This window comes from Pelagibacterium sp. 26DY04, from assembly GCF_031202305.1.
In the GTDB taxonomy this organism is placed as follows: Bacteria; Pseudomonadota; Alphaproteobacteria; order Rhizobiales; family Devosiaceae; genus Pelagibacterium.
Genome location: NZ_CP101731.1, coordinates 1,318,960 through 1,335,198, shown reverse-complemented (window position 1 = coordinate 1,335,198; position 16,239 = coordinate 1,318,960). Strand labels below are relative to the sequence as shown.

General features: G+C 62.5%; 16 protein-coding genes and 1 riboswitch. Of the genes, 2 read left to right on the top strand and 14 right to left on the bottom strand.

Translation table 11 applies throughout. The annotated features are described in order from the left end of the window. Positions 1-107: 107 nt before the first annotated feature. From NO932_RS06335 to NO932_RS06315, 5 genes are read right to left on the bottom strand one after another with little or no spacing between them, the layout of a single operon-like run. Positions 108-1,304 (bottom strand): ABC transporter substrate-binding protein, encoded by a 1,197-nt coding sequence (locus tag NO932_RS06335; RefSeq protein ID WP_309210265.1) that lies wholly within the window; start codon positions 1,302-1,304, stop codon positions 108-110. 30 nt (positions 1,305-1,334) lie between these two features. After that, positions 1,335-2,534: an ABC transporter substrate-binding protein gene (locus NO932_RS06330; protein WP_309210264.1), complete on the bottom strand. Its 1,200-nt coding sequence runs from the start codon at positions 2,532-2,534 to the stop codon at positions 1,335-1,337. 4 nt (positions 2,535-2,538) lie between these two features. Then, positions 2,539-3,627 carry an ABC transporter ATP-binding protein gene (locus tag NO932_RS06325; RefSeq protein WP_309210263.1) on the bottom strand — a complete coding sequence of 363 codons (1,089 nt, stop codon included), beginning with the start codon at positions 3,625-3,627 and terminating at the stop codon, positions 2,539-2,541. Beyond that, the gene (locus tag NO932_RS06320; protein ID WP_309210261.1) at positions 3,624-4,700 is read right to left on the bottom strand and encodes an iron ABC transporter permease; all 1,077 of its coding nucleotides are present in this window, start codon (positions 4,698-4,700) and stop codon (positions 3,624-3,626) included. The genes NO932_RS06325 and NO932_RS06320 overlap by 4 nt, the downstream gene beginning before the upstream one ends. Positions 4,701-4,712: 12 nt before the next feature. Then, on the bottom strand, positions 4,713-5,384 hold the full coding sequence (locus tag NO932_RS06315; protein WP_309210259.1) for a (2Fe-2S) ferredoxin domain-containing protein: 672 nt from the start codon (positions 5,382-5,384) through the stop codon (positions 4,713-4,715). Positions 5,385-5,550: 166 nt separating this feature from the next. Continuing rightward, positions 5,551-5,772, bottom strand: a riboswitch (cobalamin riboswitch). Between NO932_RS06315 and NO932_RS06310 the strand changes: the two genes are divergently transcribed. Continuing rightward, positions 5,769-5,981, top strand: coding sequence for a hypothetical protein (locus NO932_RS06310; RefSeq protein WP_309210258.1), 213 nt, complete (start codon positions 5,769-5,771; stop codon positions 5,979-5,981). Its footprint overlaps the riboswitch before it by 4 nt. Before the next feature lie 85 nt (positions 5,982-6,066). On the opposite strand, the gene NO932_RS06305 is transcribed toward NO932_RS06310, so the two are convergent. From NO932_RS06305 to NO932_RS06265, 9 genes are all read right to left on the bottom strand, one after another. Next, entirely contained in the window at positions 6,067-7,032 is a 966-nt protein-coding gene (locus NO932_RS06305) for a ring-cleaving dioxygenase (RefSeq protein WP_309210256.1), read from the bottom strand. A 222-nt stretch (positions 7,033-7,254) separates the two neighbouring features. Beyond that, positions 7,255-8,253: a branched-chain amino acid ABC transporter permease gene (locus NO932_RS06300; RefSeq protein WP_309163630.1), complete on the bottom strand. Its 999-nt coding sequence runs from the start codon at positions 8,251-8,253 to the stop codon at positions 7,255-7,257. Positions 8,254-8,397: 144 nt separating this feature from the next. After that, the gene (locus tag NO932_RS06295; RefSeq protein WP_309210254.1) at positions 8,398-9,255 is read right to left on the bottom strand and encodes a branched-chain amino acid ABC transporter permease; all 858 of its coding nucleotides are present in this window, start codon (positions 9,253-9,255) and stop codon (positions 8,398-8,400) included. Between the two features lie 5 nt (positions 9,256-9,260). Further along, positions 9,261-9,965 carry an ABC transporter ATP-binding protein gene (locus tag NO932_RS06290; protein WP_309210253.1) on the bottom strand — a complete coding sequence of 235 codons (705 nt, stop codon included), beginning with the start codon at positions 9,963-9,965 and terminating at the stop codon, positions 9,261-9,263. After that, on the bottom strand, positions 9,962-10,684 hold the full coding sequence (locus NO932_RS06285) for an ABC transporter ATP-binding protein (protein WP_309210251.1): 723 nt from the start codon (positions 10,682-10,684) through the stop codon (positions 9,962-9,964). Before NO932_RS06285 ends, NO932_RS06290 begins: the two co-directional genes overlap by 4 nt. A gap of 20 nt (positions 10,685-10,704) precedes the next feature. Further along, the gene (locus NO932_RS06280; RefSeq protein WP_309210250.1) at positions 10,705-11,772 is read right to left on the bottom strand and encodes a maleylacetate reductase; all 1,068 of its coding nucleotides are present in this window, start codon (positions 11,770-11,772) and stop codon (positions 10,705-10,707) included. 127 nt (positions 11,773-11,899) lie between these two features. After that, positions 11,900-12,817 (bottom strand): helix-turn-helix domain-containing protein, encoded by a 918-nt coding sequence (locus NO932_RS06275; protein WP_309161884.1) that lies wholly within the window; start codon positions 12,815-12,817, stop codon positions 11,900-11,902. Between the two features lie 327 nt (positions 12,818-13,144). After that, positions 13,145-13,744, bottom strand: coding sequence for a dienelactone hydrolase family protein (locus NO932_RS06270; protein ID WP_309210991.1), 600 nt, complete (start codon positions 13,742-13,744; stop codon positions 13,145-13,147). 313 nt (positions 13,745-14,057) lie between these two features. Next, on the bottom strand, positions 14,058-14,207 hold the full coding sequence (locus NO932_RS06265) for a hypothetical protein (protein ID WP_309210249.1): 150 nt from the start codon (positions 14,205-14,207) through the stop codon (positions 14,058-14,060). Positions 14,208-14,240: 33 nt separating this feature from the next. Between NO932_RS06265 and NO932_RS06260 the strand changes: the two genes are divergently transcribed. Further along, complete coding sequence (locus tag NO932_RS06260) at positions 14,241-16,166, top strand: cation-translocating P-type ATPase (protein ID WP_309210248.1); 1,926 nt, start codon at positions 14,241-14,243, stop codon at positions 16,164-16,166. The last annotated feature ends 73 nt before the right edge of the window (positions 16,167-16,239 follow it).

Genomic DNA, 16,239 nt, shown 5'->3' with positions numbered 1-16,239 from the left:
GCACCCCCACCCCGTGTCGAACGAGTTCGCCCGGGGCTATTTGGTTGGTCCGCTCCGGAAGCCGGATCGGTGTCAGATTTCTGCCGGCGTAAACGCCGGCAGAAATCCTACGGCCGTGTGAAGCAAACGCCGCTTTCGCCGGGAAACAACTCCGGAAGGATCCCGATCGCGTAGTCGCGGATCAGCCGGTCGACATGCACATAATTGGTTGCGCCGCACTCGGCATAATTCTCGTCGGTTCCGGTGAGGTAGTTGCCCTGGGCTAGCGCGGGAAAGCTCTGGTAGCGGGTGTCGGTGGCGATCGTCTCGACGTTCACCGCCTGCTCGTAATAGAGGATGAAGAAGTCGGCATTGGCGGCCCGGCCGAGCGAGGTTTCAAAATCGAAGGTCATTCCATTGCCAGCGTCATTGCCTTCGGCAAAGGGATTGTTGACCCCGAGCGTCTCCAGGATCTGCCCGTTGAGCGAGCGTGGCCCGTGAGCATACATGAAGGTGCAGCCGCGCTGCTCGCCGATACAGGCATAAGCTGCGCTGAAATCCGAAGGCAGTTGATTTTCCACCCTGTCCGCCACCTCCTGGTACCGCTCTTCGATCGCATCGAAATGCTCGTTGGCGTACCCTTCGAGATTATAAAAAGCTGAGAGGAATTTGAGCCATTCGGATGACCCGAGCGGGGTGGGCTCGATCCGGTTCGACACCATGACCGCCGGCAGGCCCCGATCCCGCGCGTCGGCCACTTCGCTGTAGCCGGGACCATATCCCGCCATGACCAGGATATCGGCCTCCAACCCAAGCGCGGTTTCAAAGTCGATGCCGCTCGATCCGAGATTTTGCGGATCGTTCGCGGCATCGAGCACCCTCCCGAACCAATGGTCGCTCTGTGCCGAGTTGATCATCCCATTGGAAACCCCGACGATGGTACCCAGCGCGTCGATCTCGTCGAGCATGGCAAGCCCGTTATTGTGCGTAATCATGGTTCGGTCGACGGGAATATCGACCACAAGCGCACCCTCGAGTTCCCCCGTGAGGTCCGGCTCGGGCGTGCCACACTGCACCAGCACGTAGGCCAGATCGGCTGCGTCGGGGAATTCCGAGTTCGGAACGGTCAGCAGCTTGTAGTTGTTGTGGTAGGAGATCGACCAGAACGCTGAATGGCGCGGTTCCACCTTTTCGGGGAAATAGTCGGTGGACGGATCGAACGCCTCGACACATGCGGCGGCCCCTCCCCCCTCTTGCGCGGCAACGGGCAGGCTCAGGCCCAAGAACAGGGCGGCACCGGCGATCGTGACAAATCCAGTTTTCATGTTCTTTCTCCTCAATCCCGCTCCAGCCACCTATTGCGAAGGCGCCTTGAAGCAGACGCCCTCCTCGCCGGGGAACAATTCGGGCAGCACGCCGATCGCATAGTCGCGGATCAGCCGGTCGACGCGGACATAGGTCACCGCGTTGCATTCGTGGTAATTGTCGACCGTGGAAATGATGTAGTTTCCCGAAGCCAGGGCCGGCACGTTCTGGTAGCGCGGATCGCTGGCCAGCGCCTCGGGCGAGGCCACGTAATAGATGATGAAGAAATCGGTATCCTGCACACGGCCCAACGCGGCCTCATAATCGAAGTCCATGCCGTTTGGCCGGTCATTTCCCTCGGCAAAGGGGTTTTTCACCCCCATTAGCTGAAGGATCTGCCCGTTGAGCGTGTTGTCGCCATGGGCGAACATGAAGCCGCAGCCGCCCTCTTCGCCAAGGCAGGCATAGCCGACCTCATAATCGTCGAGGCGTCCGGCGGCCTCCTGCGCGATGGAGGTATAGTCGGTGCTGATCGTCTCGAAGACGGCGTTGGCCTGGGCTTCCTCATTGTAGAAAGCGGCAATGAATTTGAGCCATTCGGATGAGCCGAGCGGGGTTGGCTCGGTGCGGTTGGAAACCATGATCGCCGGCAGCCCCCGCTCGCTCACCGTGGTCACTTCATTATAGCCTGGGCCATAGCCGGCCATGAAGATGACATCGGGTTCGAGCGCCAGCGTGGTTTCGAAATCGAGATCGGATTCCGAACCAACATCGACAGGGCTCCCGGCCGCGGCGACAAGTTCGGAATACCAGGCATCGCCTTCAGCGTAGCCGAGATAGTTTCGCGTCAGTCCCACGATAGTGGGCACCTGCCCGATCTCGTCGATCATGGCCAGGGCATTGCGGTGCGTGACGACGGCCCTCTCGATCGGCACCTCGACCAGCAGCGCGCCTTCGAGGTCGCCCGTCAGCTCGGGCGCCGGCGTTCCACACTGCACGAGCACGTAGGACAGGCTTCCTCCCGAGGAGTCTTCGGTATCGGCAACCGTCAGCACCTTGTAGTTGCCGTGATAAGACGCTTCCCAGAATTGGGAATGGTCCGATGCAACCTTGTCGGCGAAATAGTCCGCCTCCGGATCGAAATCCTCCACACATGTGGACGATTGCTGGCCCGAGCCCTCTTGGGCAACGGCATGAGGGATTGCTGTCAGCGCCGCCAAGGCGACGACTGCCCATGTCCATTTCTGCATCAGATCAGTCTCCCGCCCCTATCGGCATTGGTCGCTCGGCCAAAAGCCGCAGATGGGCGACCAGGCTTTCGAAATCATTGCCTCCACACGTCTGGCCATTGGCGTCCAGCCGCCAGGCCACGCCCTTATCCGCCAGCGTTTCGACGGAGAGGCTGTGGTGCGCGCGCACATCTTGCCCGACCGGGACGCAGCCGGCGCGCTCCACGGCGCGGGCGGCCCAGTGGGACGATACCCCTGCCCCCGACACGGCAATCCTTGGCCCACCCTCATCGGCTGTAACGATGAAGGTTCCCACCTGATGGTCGAACGAAATGCCGCGGCCGGCATAGGCGCGGGCGATCGAACCATTATGGGCGAGATCTTCCGGGCATCCGGTCTCGAACGCCCCGTCCCCATGCACCAGCCAGATCTGATCGGCGGTGCGCAGCGCGAGTTCGAGGTCATGCGTGGACATCAGGATCGCAAGTCCTGTTTCGTCCACCAGGCGCCGAAGCAGCGCTGTCAATTCGACCCGCCGCGTCAGATCGAGAAACGCAGTGGGCTCGTCCAGCACGAGGATGGAGGGCCGCTGCGCCAGCGCCCTGGCAATCATGACGCGCTGGCGCTCGCCGTCGGACAGCTCGACCACCTGCCGGTCGGCCAGCATCCGCGCTCCGGCGGCGTCGAGCGCCCATTCCACCGTGTCGCGGTCTTCCTGTTCCATCGCCGCGAACCAGCCCATGTAGGGCGCGCGCCCCAGGCCGACCAGCGCGCGCACCGACATCAGCCCGACGTCGACGCGGTCGGTCAGCACCACGCTCAGCCGTTGAGCACGCTCGCGGGCGGACATGCGGGCCAGGTCAACCCCGTCGAGCATGACCCGCCCGGCGAGCGGCCGCTGGCTTCCCACGAGGCTGCGGAGCAAGGTGGATTTACCGGCGCCGTTCGGCCCGAGAAGAAAGGCGAACTGCCCCTGTCTCAAGGTAGCGTCGATGCCGGTGAGCACGTTGGCCGGGCGGCCCCGCGCGCCACGATATCCGACAGTGAGATCGATCGCCTCGATCACCGGCCGGTCTGCCTGATGATCGGCCCTGATTTCCGATAACGCGTTCATGACGGCACCTGCCCGGCCTCGCGGCGACGCCGCAGCAACACCCAGAGGACGACCGGCGCGCCCACGAAGGCGGTGACCGAATTGAGCGGAAGCGAGACGTTGGTCAGCCCGTTGCCTCCCGCCACGTATTCGGCCAACAGCACGAGCAGCGCACCGACCAGTGCGGAACCGGGCAGCACGACGAAGTGATTGGAGTCGCGCAAAATGCCCCTGACCAGATGCGGGGCCGCCAGCCCCACAAAGCCGATGGCGCCGCAATAGGCGGTGACCACGCCGGCCAGGATGGCGACGATGGCGAGCGCGCTGAACTGGATGGGTCGCACCTTGATCCCCATGGTCGCGGCGTAGTTCTCGCCCAACAGCAGGATGTTCATCGATTTGGCGAGCAACACCGAAGCGAGAATGACGGCGATGCAAGCCGGGGCGACGATCTGCAGGTCGTGCCAGCTCACGTCGCGAACCGTGCCGCGTGTGAAAGAGGCAAGCCCCTGCAGCCGCTCGGGATCGGCATAATAAACGAGCACATCGACCAGCGCGCCCGAGAGAAAGCCGAACATGACGCCGACGATCAGCACGGTCGTCGGATTGCCGACCCGGCGCGCGAACGCCAGCGCAAGCACCAGCACCAGTCCCGCGCCCGCCACTGCGGCGCCCGTTACGCCGAGCTGACGAACGATGGTCAGCCCCGAGAGCCAGCCGGTGGTCGATGTCCCCAGGATCACGATGGCTGCTCCGAGCACCGCACCTGAACTGACCCCAAGCACGAAAGGATCGGCAAGGGGATTGCGGAACAGCGTCTGCATCAGCGCTCCGCCCACCCCCAGCGCGGCCCCGGCAAATACGGCGGTTATGGCCTTGGGCAGACGCGCATCCATCACGATGACGCGGTGAATGTCCCGGCTTCCTTCGCCGCCGAGCAGGATTTGCGTCACCTCCCCGATGGGGATGAACACGGTCCCCCGCGCGAGCAAAATCAAAAAACCGAAAGCCACCAAGGCGACGAAGGCGGAGAAACTGACCAGTACGCGGCTCGGCCGGGCTCCCGCCGGCATTCTTGCGGTCAATGTCGACATCTGCTCCCTCCCCTAGGCAATCGCCGCTTTGGCGGTGGTGGAAAAGAACAGATGCTCGGGCAGCGTCGTCTCCTCGACGATCACGGAGCGCACGAATTGGCGGACGGCTTCTCCATCGGGCAGCCGATACCATTCCCCTCGGGGATAGACGGCAACCATCGGTCCCTTGTTGCACGGAAACATGCAGCCCGTGCGGGTGGTCAGGCATTTGTGTCCGGCCTTTTGCCGGCTGATTTCCGATTTGAGCGCCACGACCATCGAGGCGGCATCGCGGTAGTGGCAGCGCGGCCCGGTACAAACCAGAATGTGGTGGGCGAAAGCTGGTGGCGTCTCCCAACCGGGCTTGCCCAGGCTGGTTTTGGCTGTTGTCGCAGGCTCGGCGGTAGCGACATTGTCGAGCGCGGACGCGGCCATGCGTTCGAGCAGATCGGTGGTTTCGAGCACCTCCCGTCCGATCGCTAGTTCAAGATCGTCCCGTCCCGTCAGTTCCAGCCAGTTCCCCACCGCGCCCGGCAGCCAGGCACGCATGGATTCGCTGAACGGCAGTCCGATTGGCTGGATCAATATGCGCCGGTGCGACCGTGCGACCAGCGCCTCGAGTGCATCGGGCAGGCTCGCGGAGCTTCCTTCCAGACGCACCAGCCTGGAAGGCACATTAACCGCCGCCTCCAACCGTGCGGCCATGGCTTTGAATCGCCCCGCGCTCAAATTGTGCTGTGAGATCGTAAAGAGAATGGCGTCAGGCTGCATCGCTATCCGCTCCCACAATGGGGCGGGCAGAACCGATCGGCCATTTCGACGAGCGAATGGTCATAGGTAGTTCTCTCCCGCCGAGGCACCTCGCTCGGCTCAAAGGTCGTGTCGTTCCGGCAGGTCTACTGGCTCCCGGCTCAAATGCCCGCCACCGCCTTCCCAGCCCGATGGGACCAGTGGCAGTTTGGCGACAGGCTCGCCGGTTACAGTTGCGAGGGCAGCCACGGAATTGGCCCCGATTGGGTCGTCCGCACCGTGTTCCCTTTTCATCCGATCGCGGCGTGTCGCCCTGATCGGAACCGTAACGCGCACACAATGGCAGCTTCGTCAGCAGCGCGCAAGCCGCTCGCGAAAGTGATCGAAATGCATTGGCGCCATGATGTTTCCTCCTCCATCAGAAAGCCGGAACCACAGCGGGATCAGGCTTTTAGCGCCCGTTCTTTCCAGCTTGGTCATCAGCCGATAGCAGAGAGTGTGCCGCAAGCCTTGACGGAAAACCTGCACATTCTTTTCCAGTTTTCTGTATGAAACTTGCACAGCCAATTCCAGTTTTCCCGCTGGAGCCCGCCCATAGCAAAAGGCACGGGCCGAGCCCGTGCCTTGCGATTGGCTGTTATTGCGGGACCTTGATCGGCTCGAGCGGAGCGACGATCTCGGCCCGGCGGCTTTCGAACCAGGGCGGCAGCATCAGGTTCTTGCCCAGCTCCTCGAGCGGCTCATCGGTTGTGAACCCGATATCGCATGTGGCGAATTCGGTCAGCACCCCTCCGGGCGAGCGGCAATAGACCGAGTGGAAGTAGTTCCGGTCCTTCTGCTCCGATGAGTCGGTGTAGCCGAGACCTTCGAGCCAATCCTTGAGGACCTTCTGGGTATCGTCGTTTTCGACCTGAAAGGCGACGTGGTGCACGGTGCCTTCGCCAAAGGTCCACGACCCTTGCGGCGTATCGGCGTCCTCACGCAGAATCACCGTCTTGCACGGGCCCCCGCCATTGATTTCGTACTGGTGGTAGTTGTCTTCCTGTCCGGTCTTTTCAAACCCCAGGGCATCGACGAGGTAGCTTTCCATCGAGGGGATTTCGCGCACGGACATCACGACGTTGTTGAATCCCTTGACCGAATTGGCTTCGGAGATCTCGTCGGTTGTCCACCCCTTGCGGGTGTCGCGATTGTCGCCGACCACTTCATAGCCCAGGCCCACGGGATCTTCGAAATAGATCCGGTCCTTGCCGAACAGGCGTTTGACGCCCGAATGCTTTACCCCATGGCGCTCGAGGTGCCGAGCCCAGAAGTCGAGGCTGTCTTCGCCCACGCTATAGGCGGTCACCGCGACCTGGCCTGTGCCCCTGCGCCCCTTGCGGCCGTCCTGGCGATAAGGAAAGGTGGTCATCACGGTGCCGATCTCGGCATCCGCATTGGCGTAGTAGAGGTGGTAGATCGGCACCTTGCCGTCAAACAGCACCGTCTGCTTGATCATCCGCTGGCCTACGACCTGCGTCAGGAAATCGATGTCCTCCTGAGCACCGCCCACGCACGATGTGACGTGATGGATGCCTTTCACGAGCTTATGTTCGTCGCGCATATTATACCTTTTCTGTACCGGACCATCGCCGGACGTCTCGCGATTGTCTCTTCCCAAACCGCCGCCAGGGCGGTCATCGAGCGGATGGACCCCCATCCTCGGAAAAGTTTAAGAGGCGGCGCGAGTGGGAACCTGCATAATCCGTTGCGAAATTCTGCACGAAACAAGCGGGCAATCGGATGCACACAAGCTATTGAAAATCAACAGTTTTTACGTTCACTTTCAATCCCGATCGGAGCGCTCCAGCCGCTTGCGCGTGGGGAAAAGGTGTATGTTGGTGGCCGAGGAAAACATCCCCCACAACCCTTTAGGCGCAAACAGCATCATGACGATGGCCAGGAGTCCCAGGAACATCAGGTACCATGGGCCGAAGGCCGAAAACCATGAGCGCAGCAGCACAAACACGATGGCGCCGATGATCGGCCCTTCGATCGTGCCCAGCCCGCCGATGACGACGATGAAGATCACATAAGCCGTCCAATCCATGACCGAGAACGCCGCATCGGGAGAAACGCGCGCCTGCTGCAGGAAATAGAGCGCCCCGATCAGCCCTGCGCCGAACGCGGCGAAAACATAGACGAGGAACTTGGTGCGGTTGATGTCGATCCCGACGCTTTCGGCGGCGATCTCGCCGTCCTTGATGGCCGAGAGCGCCAGTCCCAGGCGCGAGCGCAGCATGAGATAGGCCACGACCACGATCATCACCACCACGGCGAGAGCGCCCCAATAGATGACGATCTCCCGCGCTGCCGCCGCACGCGCGCCGAACAGCTCGGCGGCAAAATCGAGGCCGAACATCTCCGAGGTAGCGGCGCGCGGCAGCGCCGTGCCGCTGCCGCCGCCAAGAGCGGGCCAGATCGCGGCGATCAGGCGGAACACCTCGGCAACCACCCAGGTGACCACCGCGAAATATGCTCCCTGCAGCCGGAACACCACGAGCCCCACCGGAATGGACAGCAGGGCCACGAATACCGCCGAGATCAGCACCGACAACAGCGGATCGGCCCCCATCATGATCACCACGTAGAACATGCCATAGGCACCCACGCCGACGAACGCCTGCTGGCCCACCGAGATGAGCCCCGCATAGCCCGCCAGGAGATTCCAGCACTGGGCGAGCCCGATCAGCATCAGGATCAGGATCAGGTCCTGAAGCAAGGCGCGTTCGACGAAAGCGGGAGCCGCGAAAAGGACCAGGACGATAAGCCCCATGACGATCATGCCGATCCTGGACACTTTCGTATCGACGACGACACGATAATTACCCTTGGCCGCACCAAGGGCATCCTTGGCGTGAACCTCCCTCAGGCCCGTGTTTGCGATGGTGGTGCTATCTGTTTGTGAACTCATGGTGTGCCGCGCACCCTATTGTTTGGGGAACAGACCGCGCGGCCTGACCAGGATGATCAACAAGAAGACGATGTGGCCGACCAGGATCTGGTACTGGGGATGGATCGCGGCGCCGATGGCTTGGGACACGCCCAGAATGACTCCCCCCGCCAATGTGCCCCACAAACTGCCCAGCCCGCCGATCACCACGGCTTCGAAAGCGAACAGCAGCCGCGCCGGCCCCTGCGACGGATCGAAATTGGAGCGCGCGCCCATGAAGAATGCGGCAATCGCGATCACGATGAATGCCAGTCCCATGGCGATGGCGAAGACCTTGTGAGGATTGATACCCACGATCTGCACATAGGTGCGGTTGTCGGAGGTGGCGCGCAGCTTGCGCCCCAGCGCGGTCATGTAGAACAGCGCCGAAAGCCCGCCGATCACCGCGACGGCGGCCGCGAACGTGAACAACGGCATCACCCCAAGGCTGATGCCGCCGACCGTGAGCGACGCCGATTCGATCCCGCCCAGGCTCAGCCGCCGGCTATTGGCGGTGAACGCTTCCAAAAGACCGTTCTGGATGATGATCTGCAGCCCAAAGGTGACCAAAAGCGGCACCAGCAGGTTTTCTTCCACGGTGCGGTTGAGGATCACCCGCTGCAGCGCCCAGCCCAGGGCGAACAGGAAAGGCAGCGCGATCAGCATGGCCCAGAAAGGCGGGATGAAGAAAGCGGTCGAAAGCGCCAGGATGACGTAGGCGGCGAGCACGATGAAGTCGCCATGCGCAAGGTTGACCAGGCGCATGACCCCGAAGATCAGCGACAGCCCGGCGGCGTAAAGCGCGTACAGCCCGCCCAAAAGCACACCTTGAATGATCGTGTTGATGAGCGTCATGCCGCCTAAACCCCAAAATATGCGTCTTGTATCTGCTCGCGCGTGAGCTCTCCCGGCCGGCCTTCGAGGCTGACCCGCCCTTCCATGAAGCAGTAGACCCGGTCCGCAGCATCCAGCGCCGCCGTCAGGTCCTGCTCGACGATCAGCACGGTCGTCCCTCGCCGCTTAATCTCGGCGACTGCCAGGTAGACGTCCTTGACGATCGCTGGAGCCAGCCCGAGGCTGATCTCGTCGCAAAGCAGCACCTTGGGATTGCTCATCAGCGCGCGGCCGATGGCCACCATCTGCTGCTGGCCACCCGACAGCGTCGTTGAGGCTTGATTGCGCCGCTCCTTTAAAATCGGGAACAGGTCGTAAATGGCTTCCAGCGTCCAGCCGCGATCCTCGCTCATGCCGTGCGAGCCGACCATGAGGTTCTCCTCGACGGAAAGCGAGGGGAACAGCCGCCGCCCTTCGGGCACCAGCGCCACGCCCTTGCGCACCATGTCGAAGGCAGGCGTGCCCCCCACCGCCATGCCTTCAAGGCGAATCTGGTCGGGCTTGGAAGCGTTGAGCCCGCAAAGCGCGTTCAGGAACGAGGACTTGCCCGCCCCGTTCGAGCCGATAATCGCTACCGTCTCGCCGGCATTGACCACCACGTCGACACCGAACAGCGCCTGGAAGTCGCCATAGAACACTTCGAGATTGTGTGTTTCGAGCAGAGCACTCACGATGCCACCTCCTCAATGCCCAAATAGGACCGCCGCACCGCGGGATCGGCCATGACCGCCTGGGGCTCGCCCTGTGCGATCAGCTTGCCGCGCTCGAGCACGATCAGCCGCGAGACGACCGAGAGCAGCGCGTGAACGATGTGCTCGATCCAGATGATGGTGACGCCGCGCTTGTGCAGCGAGCTGATCAGTGCGACCAGCTTGTGGCATTCGCCCTCGGTCAGCCCGCCAGCGATCTCATCGAGCAGCAGCAGGTCGGGGTTGGTGGCCAGCGCCCGCGCCAGTTCAAGCCGCTTGCGGTCCAAAAGGGTGAGCTTGCCTGAAACGATATTGGCCTTATCGGCCAGTTCGGTCATCTCGAGGATGGCAAAGGTCTCCTCGAGCCCCATCGGGGATTCACCCGCGCCGAACTCGGCTGCCACCATGAGGTTTTCAAAGACGGTCAGGGTTTCGAACGGTTGTGGAATCTGGAAGGAACGCCCGATCCCCCCGCGACACCGGTCGCGCACGCTCGCACGGGTTATTTCATTGCCGTGAAAGGAAACGGTCCCCGCATCGGGGCGCAGCACGCCCGTGATGAGGTTGAAAAGCGAGCTCTTGCCCGCCCCATTGGCTCCGATGATTCCAAGAGCTTCCCCCTGCTCCACCGACAGGTCGATCCCCTCCGCCGCAACGACGGCCCCAAACCGCTTCGACACCGATTTCAACTCGAGAAGCATTCGATCCTTACCTGTCAGCTCTAAAGACTCGCCCCCGGCGCCCGCCCGAAAAAGGCGTCGTCGAGCAGGCCACGCAGGTCCTGCGCGTCGAGCGGTTGGGGGTTCCAATAGGGGTTGTTCATCATGATCTCGACGGCACGGTCGAGATCGGATTGCTTCATGCCCAATTCGCTCAGCGTCATGGGCGCATCGAGCCGCCGCGCAAAAGACCAAAGGCCCGACGCGGCGCTTTCGGACTGAAATATTGCGGCCACGGGGGCGAGTTCCCGCGCTACGGCGCGTTCGTTATAGGCGGTGGCGTGCGGCAGGATCACGGAATGGGTTTCGGCATGCGGCAAATCGAAACTGCCGCCCAGCACGTGGCAGATCTTGTGGTGCAGCGCCATCCCCACTGCCCCGAGCACCGTGCCGCAGGCCCAGGCGCCATAAAGCGCATCCGAGCGCGCCTCCGCATCGTCGGGGCGCTCGTGGATCACCGGCAGCGCGCGCGCCAGCGCCGCAATGCCCTCTTGGGCGATGATCGAAATGACCGGGTTGCGGTCCTGGGTATAAAGCCCTTCCACCGAATGGGCGATGGCATTGAGCCCCGAGGTCACCGTCATCTTGGCCGGCAGGCTCATCGTGAGATCGACATCGTAGACGATGACCTCGGGCAGCACCTTCATCGAGCGCTGCGTGGTCTTGGCGCCATCCTTGGTCTCACCCAAGATCGGGGTCGCCTCCGAACCCGCATAGCTGGTGGGGATGACGATCTGGGGCAGATCGGTGCGCAGCGCGATCGCCTTGCTGAGCCCTGTCGTCGAACCGCCCCCGATCGAAACCACGCAGTCGGCGCTCACCGCATTGACCTGTTCGAGCGCCTTTTCGGTCACCTCGACCGGCGTGTGCATGGCCGCTCCGGCAAAGAGACCCACCGCCCGCGCGCCGAGAGCCTCGAGCATTTTCCGCCCTGTCTCCTCCTGCTGGGGCGTCGTGAGCACCAGCGCCTTGGCGAGGTCCATCCGCGCAAGCTCGTCCCCCACCTGGTCGATGGTTCCCGAACCAAAGACGACGCGCTGGGAAAGTGCTTGGTAGACAAATGGATACATGTGCTCCTCCGGACGCGAAGTGCTGCGCCTTCCGACTCCGGAAGCTAGTTGCTAGCACCACCCCGCTCCTGCACGTTCTCGCAGGGGAACCTGCACAAAACAATCTTTGCTGCCGGCGCCTTCCAGCCTAGTTCTGGCACGATTTGCGATATGCTGCGGGCGTGGTCTGGAAACGCCGGCGGAAGAGGCGCGTGAGGTGTTCCTGGTGGGTAAAGCCACATTCGAATGCCACTTCGGCGACGGACACGCGCGTCTCGCGCAGTAGCTCCTGGGCTTTGTCGAGTCGCAGATTGACCAGATATTGATAGGGTGGCGTGCCCATCTCGTTACGGAACTGCCGCGCGAAATGGCTCGGACTGCGGTTGATGACCGCGGCGATATCCTCCAGCCCGATCGAGCGGTCCAGGTTTTCGCGCATATAGGCAATGGCTTCGTTGACGATCGGCCCGCCGAGCGCGCCCGAAGACATCCGATCGGTGGGAGAACTCTGTCGCAAACGCGCATTGGAATAGTCGCGCACCAGGCGCGAGGCTACCGCGCGGGCAAGGCAATCGACGTAGAGCGCGTTGGCATAATCCGCATCCTCAAGCGCAAACATCACGGCTTGGAGCAGGTTACTCATATGCACGTCTGAATCGACGAACTCGCCCATAACCGAGATATTGGTGGGATCGCCCACGGCCATTTCGGCGGCAACTTCTTCGATAATGGTTCGCCGGATGTAGACGTGAAGCGTATCGAGTTGCTCGAACAACCGGAAACCAAAGCTCATGCCGCCGGGAACAAGATGGATGCCGCCTGCCGGCACGACCCGCCTTTGTGCCCGGTCGCCATTCAGCCGATCGACGGCGACGGGACCGGTGCGATGAAGCACCAGCAACTGATCGTCCACCGCCGAAAAGAACGCCTCGAACGGATATTCGCTCTGCGAGGATGCATAGATCGAGTGCCAATTGTAGTTGTCGCTGCTGGCCGCAGTCTTGTTCGGTTTTTGCCCCAGAACCCCGTGAGTTTCGCCCACGCCAAAGGGTGCGCCTGCACGCATTTCCGCTCCTCCCACAAACCTCCTGGCCCAGCCGACGTAAGACCGCCGGCGAGCATTCACTCCATTCCTTTTCCGGCTGTGCCATCGTTCAGGACGGAGGATTACGTCCACCACCCCTATCGACCAGCGGCACCTCCTCGTGCCGGTCTGGTAGATTCCCATGGGGGGCAACGTCCGTCCTGCACGTTACCATCGCCTTTTGGGGCCTCCAATGCTCTCCCAAGAGCCGGGGCGTCCGGCACTTTATTGATACAAATCAACCTATTGCGTTGAAAGAAAACTGAATTTAGGGAGGAAGTTCGCACCTTGCCCTAGACTAAAGTTGTATCACCCGGGCTGCACAAAACGCTCATCTGCGGCTTCCGGCCGCACCGTTTCGACCATGCGTCGTGCAGCTGCAATTTCGACATCGAGCACCCCGTGCTCGCGATCCTCGAAGATATCGAGTTCAGGCCTGGCGCCACTCTGGCGTAACCAATCATAGGTTTCACGGACGCGGTCCGTCGGCACCCAGGGATCGTTCTCGGCGGTGGTGATGTAGGCAGGCATACCCGAAAGTACCGGCCGCAGCGGCCACACCGTTCCGGCGGGACCGATCAAGCCACCCGTCCACAAGATGGCGGCGGCATAGCGACGAGGATGGCGGGCAAGAAACTCCGATGTCAGGCATGCACCCTGGGAGAACCCGCCCACGACGATGCGATGAGCAGGCGTCCCCTTGGCGATGAGATCGGAGACGATCGCCTCGTAATGCCCGATCGCGGCGGAAAGGGCCGGCTCGTTGTCCGCGATCGGAGCCATGAACAGACCAGGATACCAGGTGTTGCCGGTAGCCAGGGGAAAAAGGAAGGTGACGTTATCGAGCGCAAGGCGTTCGGCATGAACCCTCATGTCTTGCGGTGACTGCGTCCGTCCGTGCACCAGCACGATTGTCAAGTCGCTTCCCTTTCCCAAGCTGAGGCTTTCAACGGGATTGTCATGCATGCCGGCTTCTCCTGAGTATGCATTTGGCCTTGGTGACACGTCGCAACGTCCCCGACAGCGTGATTGGTTCGTGCAGGTTTGCCGGAGTGATCGTGCAGGCAATCGGCGCAAGGTGGGCTAGTGTGACGGCTACGGCGCATCCAACACCTGCACGCCGATACGGCGCCTGCACAACTTTGCTGCACTTCTGCACGTTCCGCGCAAAGTTCTGCCGCCGCAGCGAACGAGGACGCGTCCTGATTTTAGGGAGGATGATTCAGCCATGATCGAACACGCGCCAAGGCAGCCGCACAGCCACCATCATCACGGGCACGATCACCACCATCATCATCACGATCACGATCACGATCACGATCACGATCATCATGACCATGATGACCACGGGCATGGCCACCATCACGATCACGAGTTCTCTCCCCTGGTCATCGCCCGGATCGCGGTGGCCGGTCTCTGCGCGGCGGCTGTGCAATTGCGCCTGCCCGACGCCAACCCGCCCCTTCTGATGATCGGGTCGGACATCTTTCTTCCCTTCTCCTGGTACGCGCTGGTGGGGCTGCTGTTCGGCGGCTGGCCGCTGTTCGTCGAAGCCTGGGAATCCATTCGCCGCCGGCAGATGACCATGGAGCTCTCCATGGTGATTGCCATCCTGGCCGCGACCTATACGGGCTATTTCTTCGTCGCCCTCGTCATCACCTTCTTCGTGCTGATCGCCGAGGTTCTCGAGGGCATGACGGTCGAACGCGGGCGGCGCGCCATCCGCAACCTGCTCGAATTGCTGCCGCGCGAAGTCTCCGTACGCCGGGCCGGAGCGGTCAATACGATCTCGACTTCCGATCTGGCTATCGGCGACACCGTTCTGGTCGAGCCTGGCGCTCTGGTTGCCATCGACGGCACGGTGACCGGCGGCAATTCCTTTGTCGACGAAACCCGGATCACCGGTGAATCCATGCCTGTCGAGAAGGTCAACGGCGCCCGCGTCTATGCCGGATCGATCAACCAATCCGGCGCCCTCGAGATCCGCGCCGAACGCATCGGCCGCGACACCAGTTATGGCCGCATCATCGCCGCCATCGAACAGGCCGAGCGCTCCCGCGCTCCCGTGCAACGCTATGCCGACAAGCTGGCCGCCTATATCGTCTACGTCGCGCTGGCCTTTGCGGTAATCGAATATTTCATCTCGGGCGGCAACATCTCCTCGACCATCGCCGTCATCATCGTCGCCGGCGCCTGTGGCGTCGCTGCTGGCACGCCCCTCGCCATCCTGGGCGCCATCGGCCGTTCGGCGCGGCTGGGCGCGATCATCAAGGGCGGCACGCATCTGGAAACCCTCAGCCAGGTCGATACCATCGTGCTCGACAAGACCGGCACGCTGACCTTCGGGGAACCCGACGTGGTCGCCGTCATGGCGGCGCCGGGCGCCAGTGAGGCCGATGTCCTGGCCGCTGCCGCGACGGCGGAAATCCGTTCCGAACACCCGCTCGGCAAGGCCATCGTGGCACGAGCCCGCGAGTCGGGGACGGCTATCGTCGAGCCCGACAGTTTCAGCTATTCCCCCGGCATGGGCATCTCGGCTACCGCCGGACATGGCACCATCGTCGTGGGCAATGCGAGCTGGATGGAGCGCAATGGTATTTCGCTCGCCGGCCTCCAACCCCGCGAGGAGGCGACCACCTGGGTGCATGTGGCCCAGGACGGCCGGCTGCTCGGGGCCATCGGCATTGCCGACCGCGAGCGCCCGGAGGCCCGCCGCGCCATCGCCGCCTTCAACAAGATGGGCATCCGCACGATTCTCCTCACCGGTGACAGCGCACCGGTCGCCAAGGCCATGGGCGCAAAGCTCGGCATAGAAGACGTCCGGCCCGAACTGCTGCCGGAAAACAAGCTCGATCACATCCGCGAACTCGTCGGCGGCAAGAGCAAGGTCGCCATGGTCGGCGACGGGATCAACGACACGCTGGCGCTGGCCGCCGCCGATGTCGGCGTGGCCATGGGCTCGGGCACGGAAGTCGCCCGCGAGCGGGCCGATATCGTGCTGCTGGGCAACGACCTCGAGCGTTTCGCCGAAACCGTCAAGATCGCCCGGCGGGCGCGCGGCATCATCTTCTTCAACTTCGCCGGCACCGTCGTCATCGATGTTCTGGGCATCATTGCCGTGATGCTGGGCTTTGTCGGCCCAGTGGCAGCCGTTCTGATCCATGTGGGCTCGGAACTGGCCTTCATCCTCAATTCAGCCCGCCTGCTCTCGTTCAGCAAGAAGGAGAATTCATTCGATTTCGACCTCGCCCACCTGCCCGCCAGCGGTCCCAGGCTGGTGATGGGAAGCCATCATCACGAGCACAGGGCGGAACCGGCCAACGCCGCTTAACCACTGACCCAACCAGCTCGGAGTTTGCGGCATGAACCCTCGGGCCAAGCCCGAGGGTCCATCAGCTTAAGGA

Bases quoted from the DNA above. Each gene is read 5' to 3' on its own strand.
- NO932_RS06320 (WP_309210261.1), bottom strand. From the start codon at position 4,700: ATGTCGACATTGACCGCAAGAATGCCGGCGGGAGCCCGGCCGAGCCGC.
- NO932_RS06285 (WP_309210251.1), bottom strand. From the start codon at position 10,684: ATGCTTCTCGAGTTGAAATCGGTGTCGAAGCGGTTTGGGGCCGTCGTT.
- NO932_RS06300 (WP_309163630.1), bottom strand. From the start codon at position 8,253: ATGATCGTCATGGGGCTTATCGTCCTGGTCCTTTTCGCGGCTCCCGCT.
- NO932_RS06295 (WP_309210254.1), bottom strand. From the start codon at position 9,255: ATGACGCTCATCAACACGATCATTCAAGGTGTGCTTTTGGGCGGGCTG.
- NO932_RS06335 (WP_309210265.1), bottom strand. From the start codon at position 1,304: ATGAAAACTGGATTTGTCACGATCGCCGGTGCCGCCCTGTTCTTGGGC.
- NO932_RS06275 (WP_309161884.1), bottom strand. From the start codon at position 12,817: ATGCGTGCAGGCGCACCCTTTGGCGTGGGCGAAACTCACGGGGTTCTG.
- NO932_RS06310 (WP_309210258.1), top strand. From the start codon at position 5,769: ATGGCAGCTTCGTCAGCAGCGCGCAAGCCGCTCGCGAAAGTGATCGAA.
- NO932_RS06305 (WP_309210256.1), bottom strand. From the start codon at position 7,032: ATGCGCGACGAACATAAGCTCGTGAAAGGCATCCATCACGTCACATCG.
- NO932_RS06325 (WP_309210263.1), bottom strand. From the start codon at position 3,627: ATGAACGCGTTATCGGAAATCAGGGCCGATCATCAGGCAGACCGGCCG.
- NO932_RS06330 (WP_309210264.1), bottom strand. From the start codon at position 2,534: ATGCAGAAATGGACATGGGCAGTCGTCGCCTTGGCGGCGCTGACAGCA.
- NO932_RS06315 (WP_309210259.1), bottom strand. From the start codon at position 5,384: ATGGCCGCACGGTTGGAGGCGGCGGTTAATGTGCCTTCCAGGCTGGTG.
- NO932_RS06280 (WP_309210250.1), bottom strand. From the start codon at position 11,772: ATGTATCCATTTGTCTACCAAGCACTTTCCCAGCGCGTCGTCTTTGGT.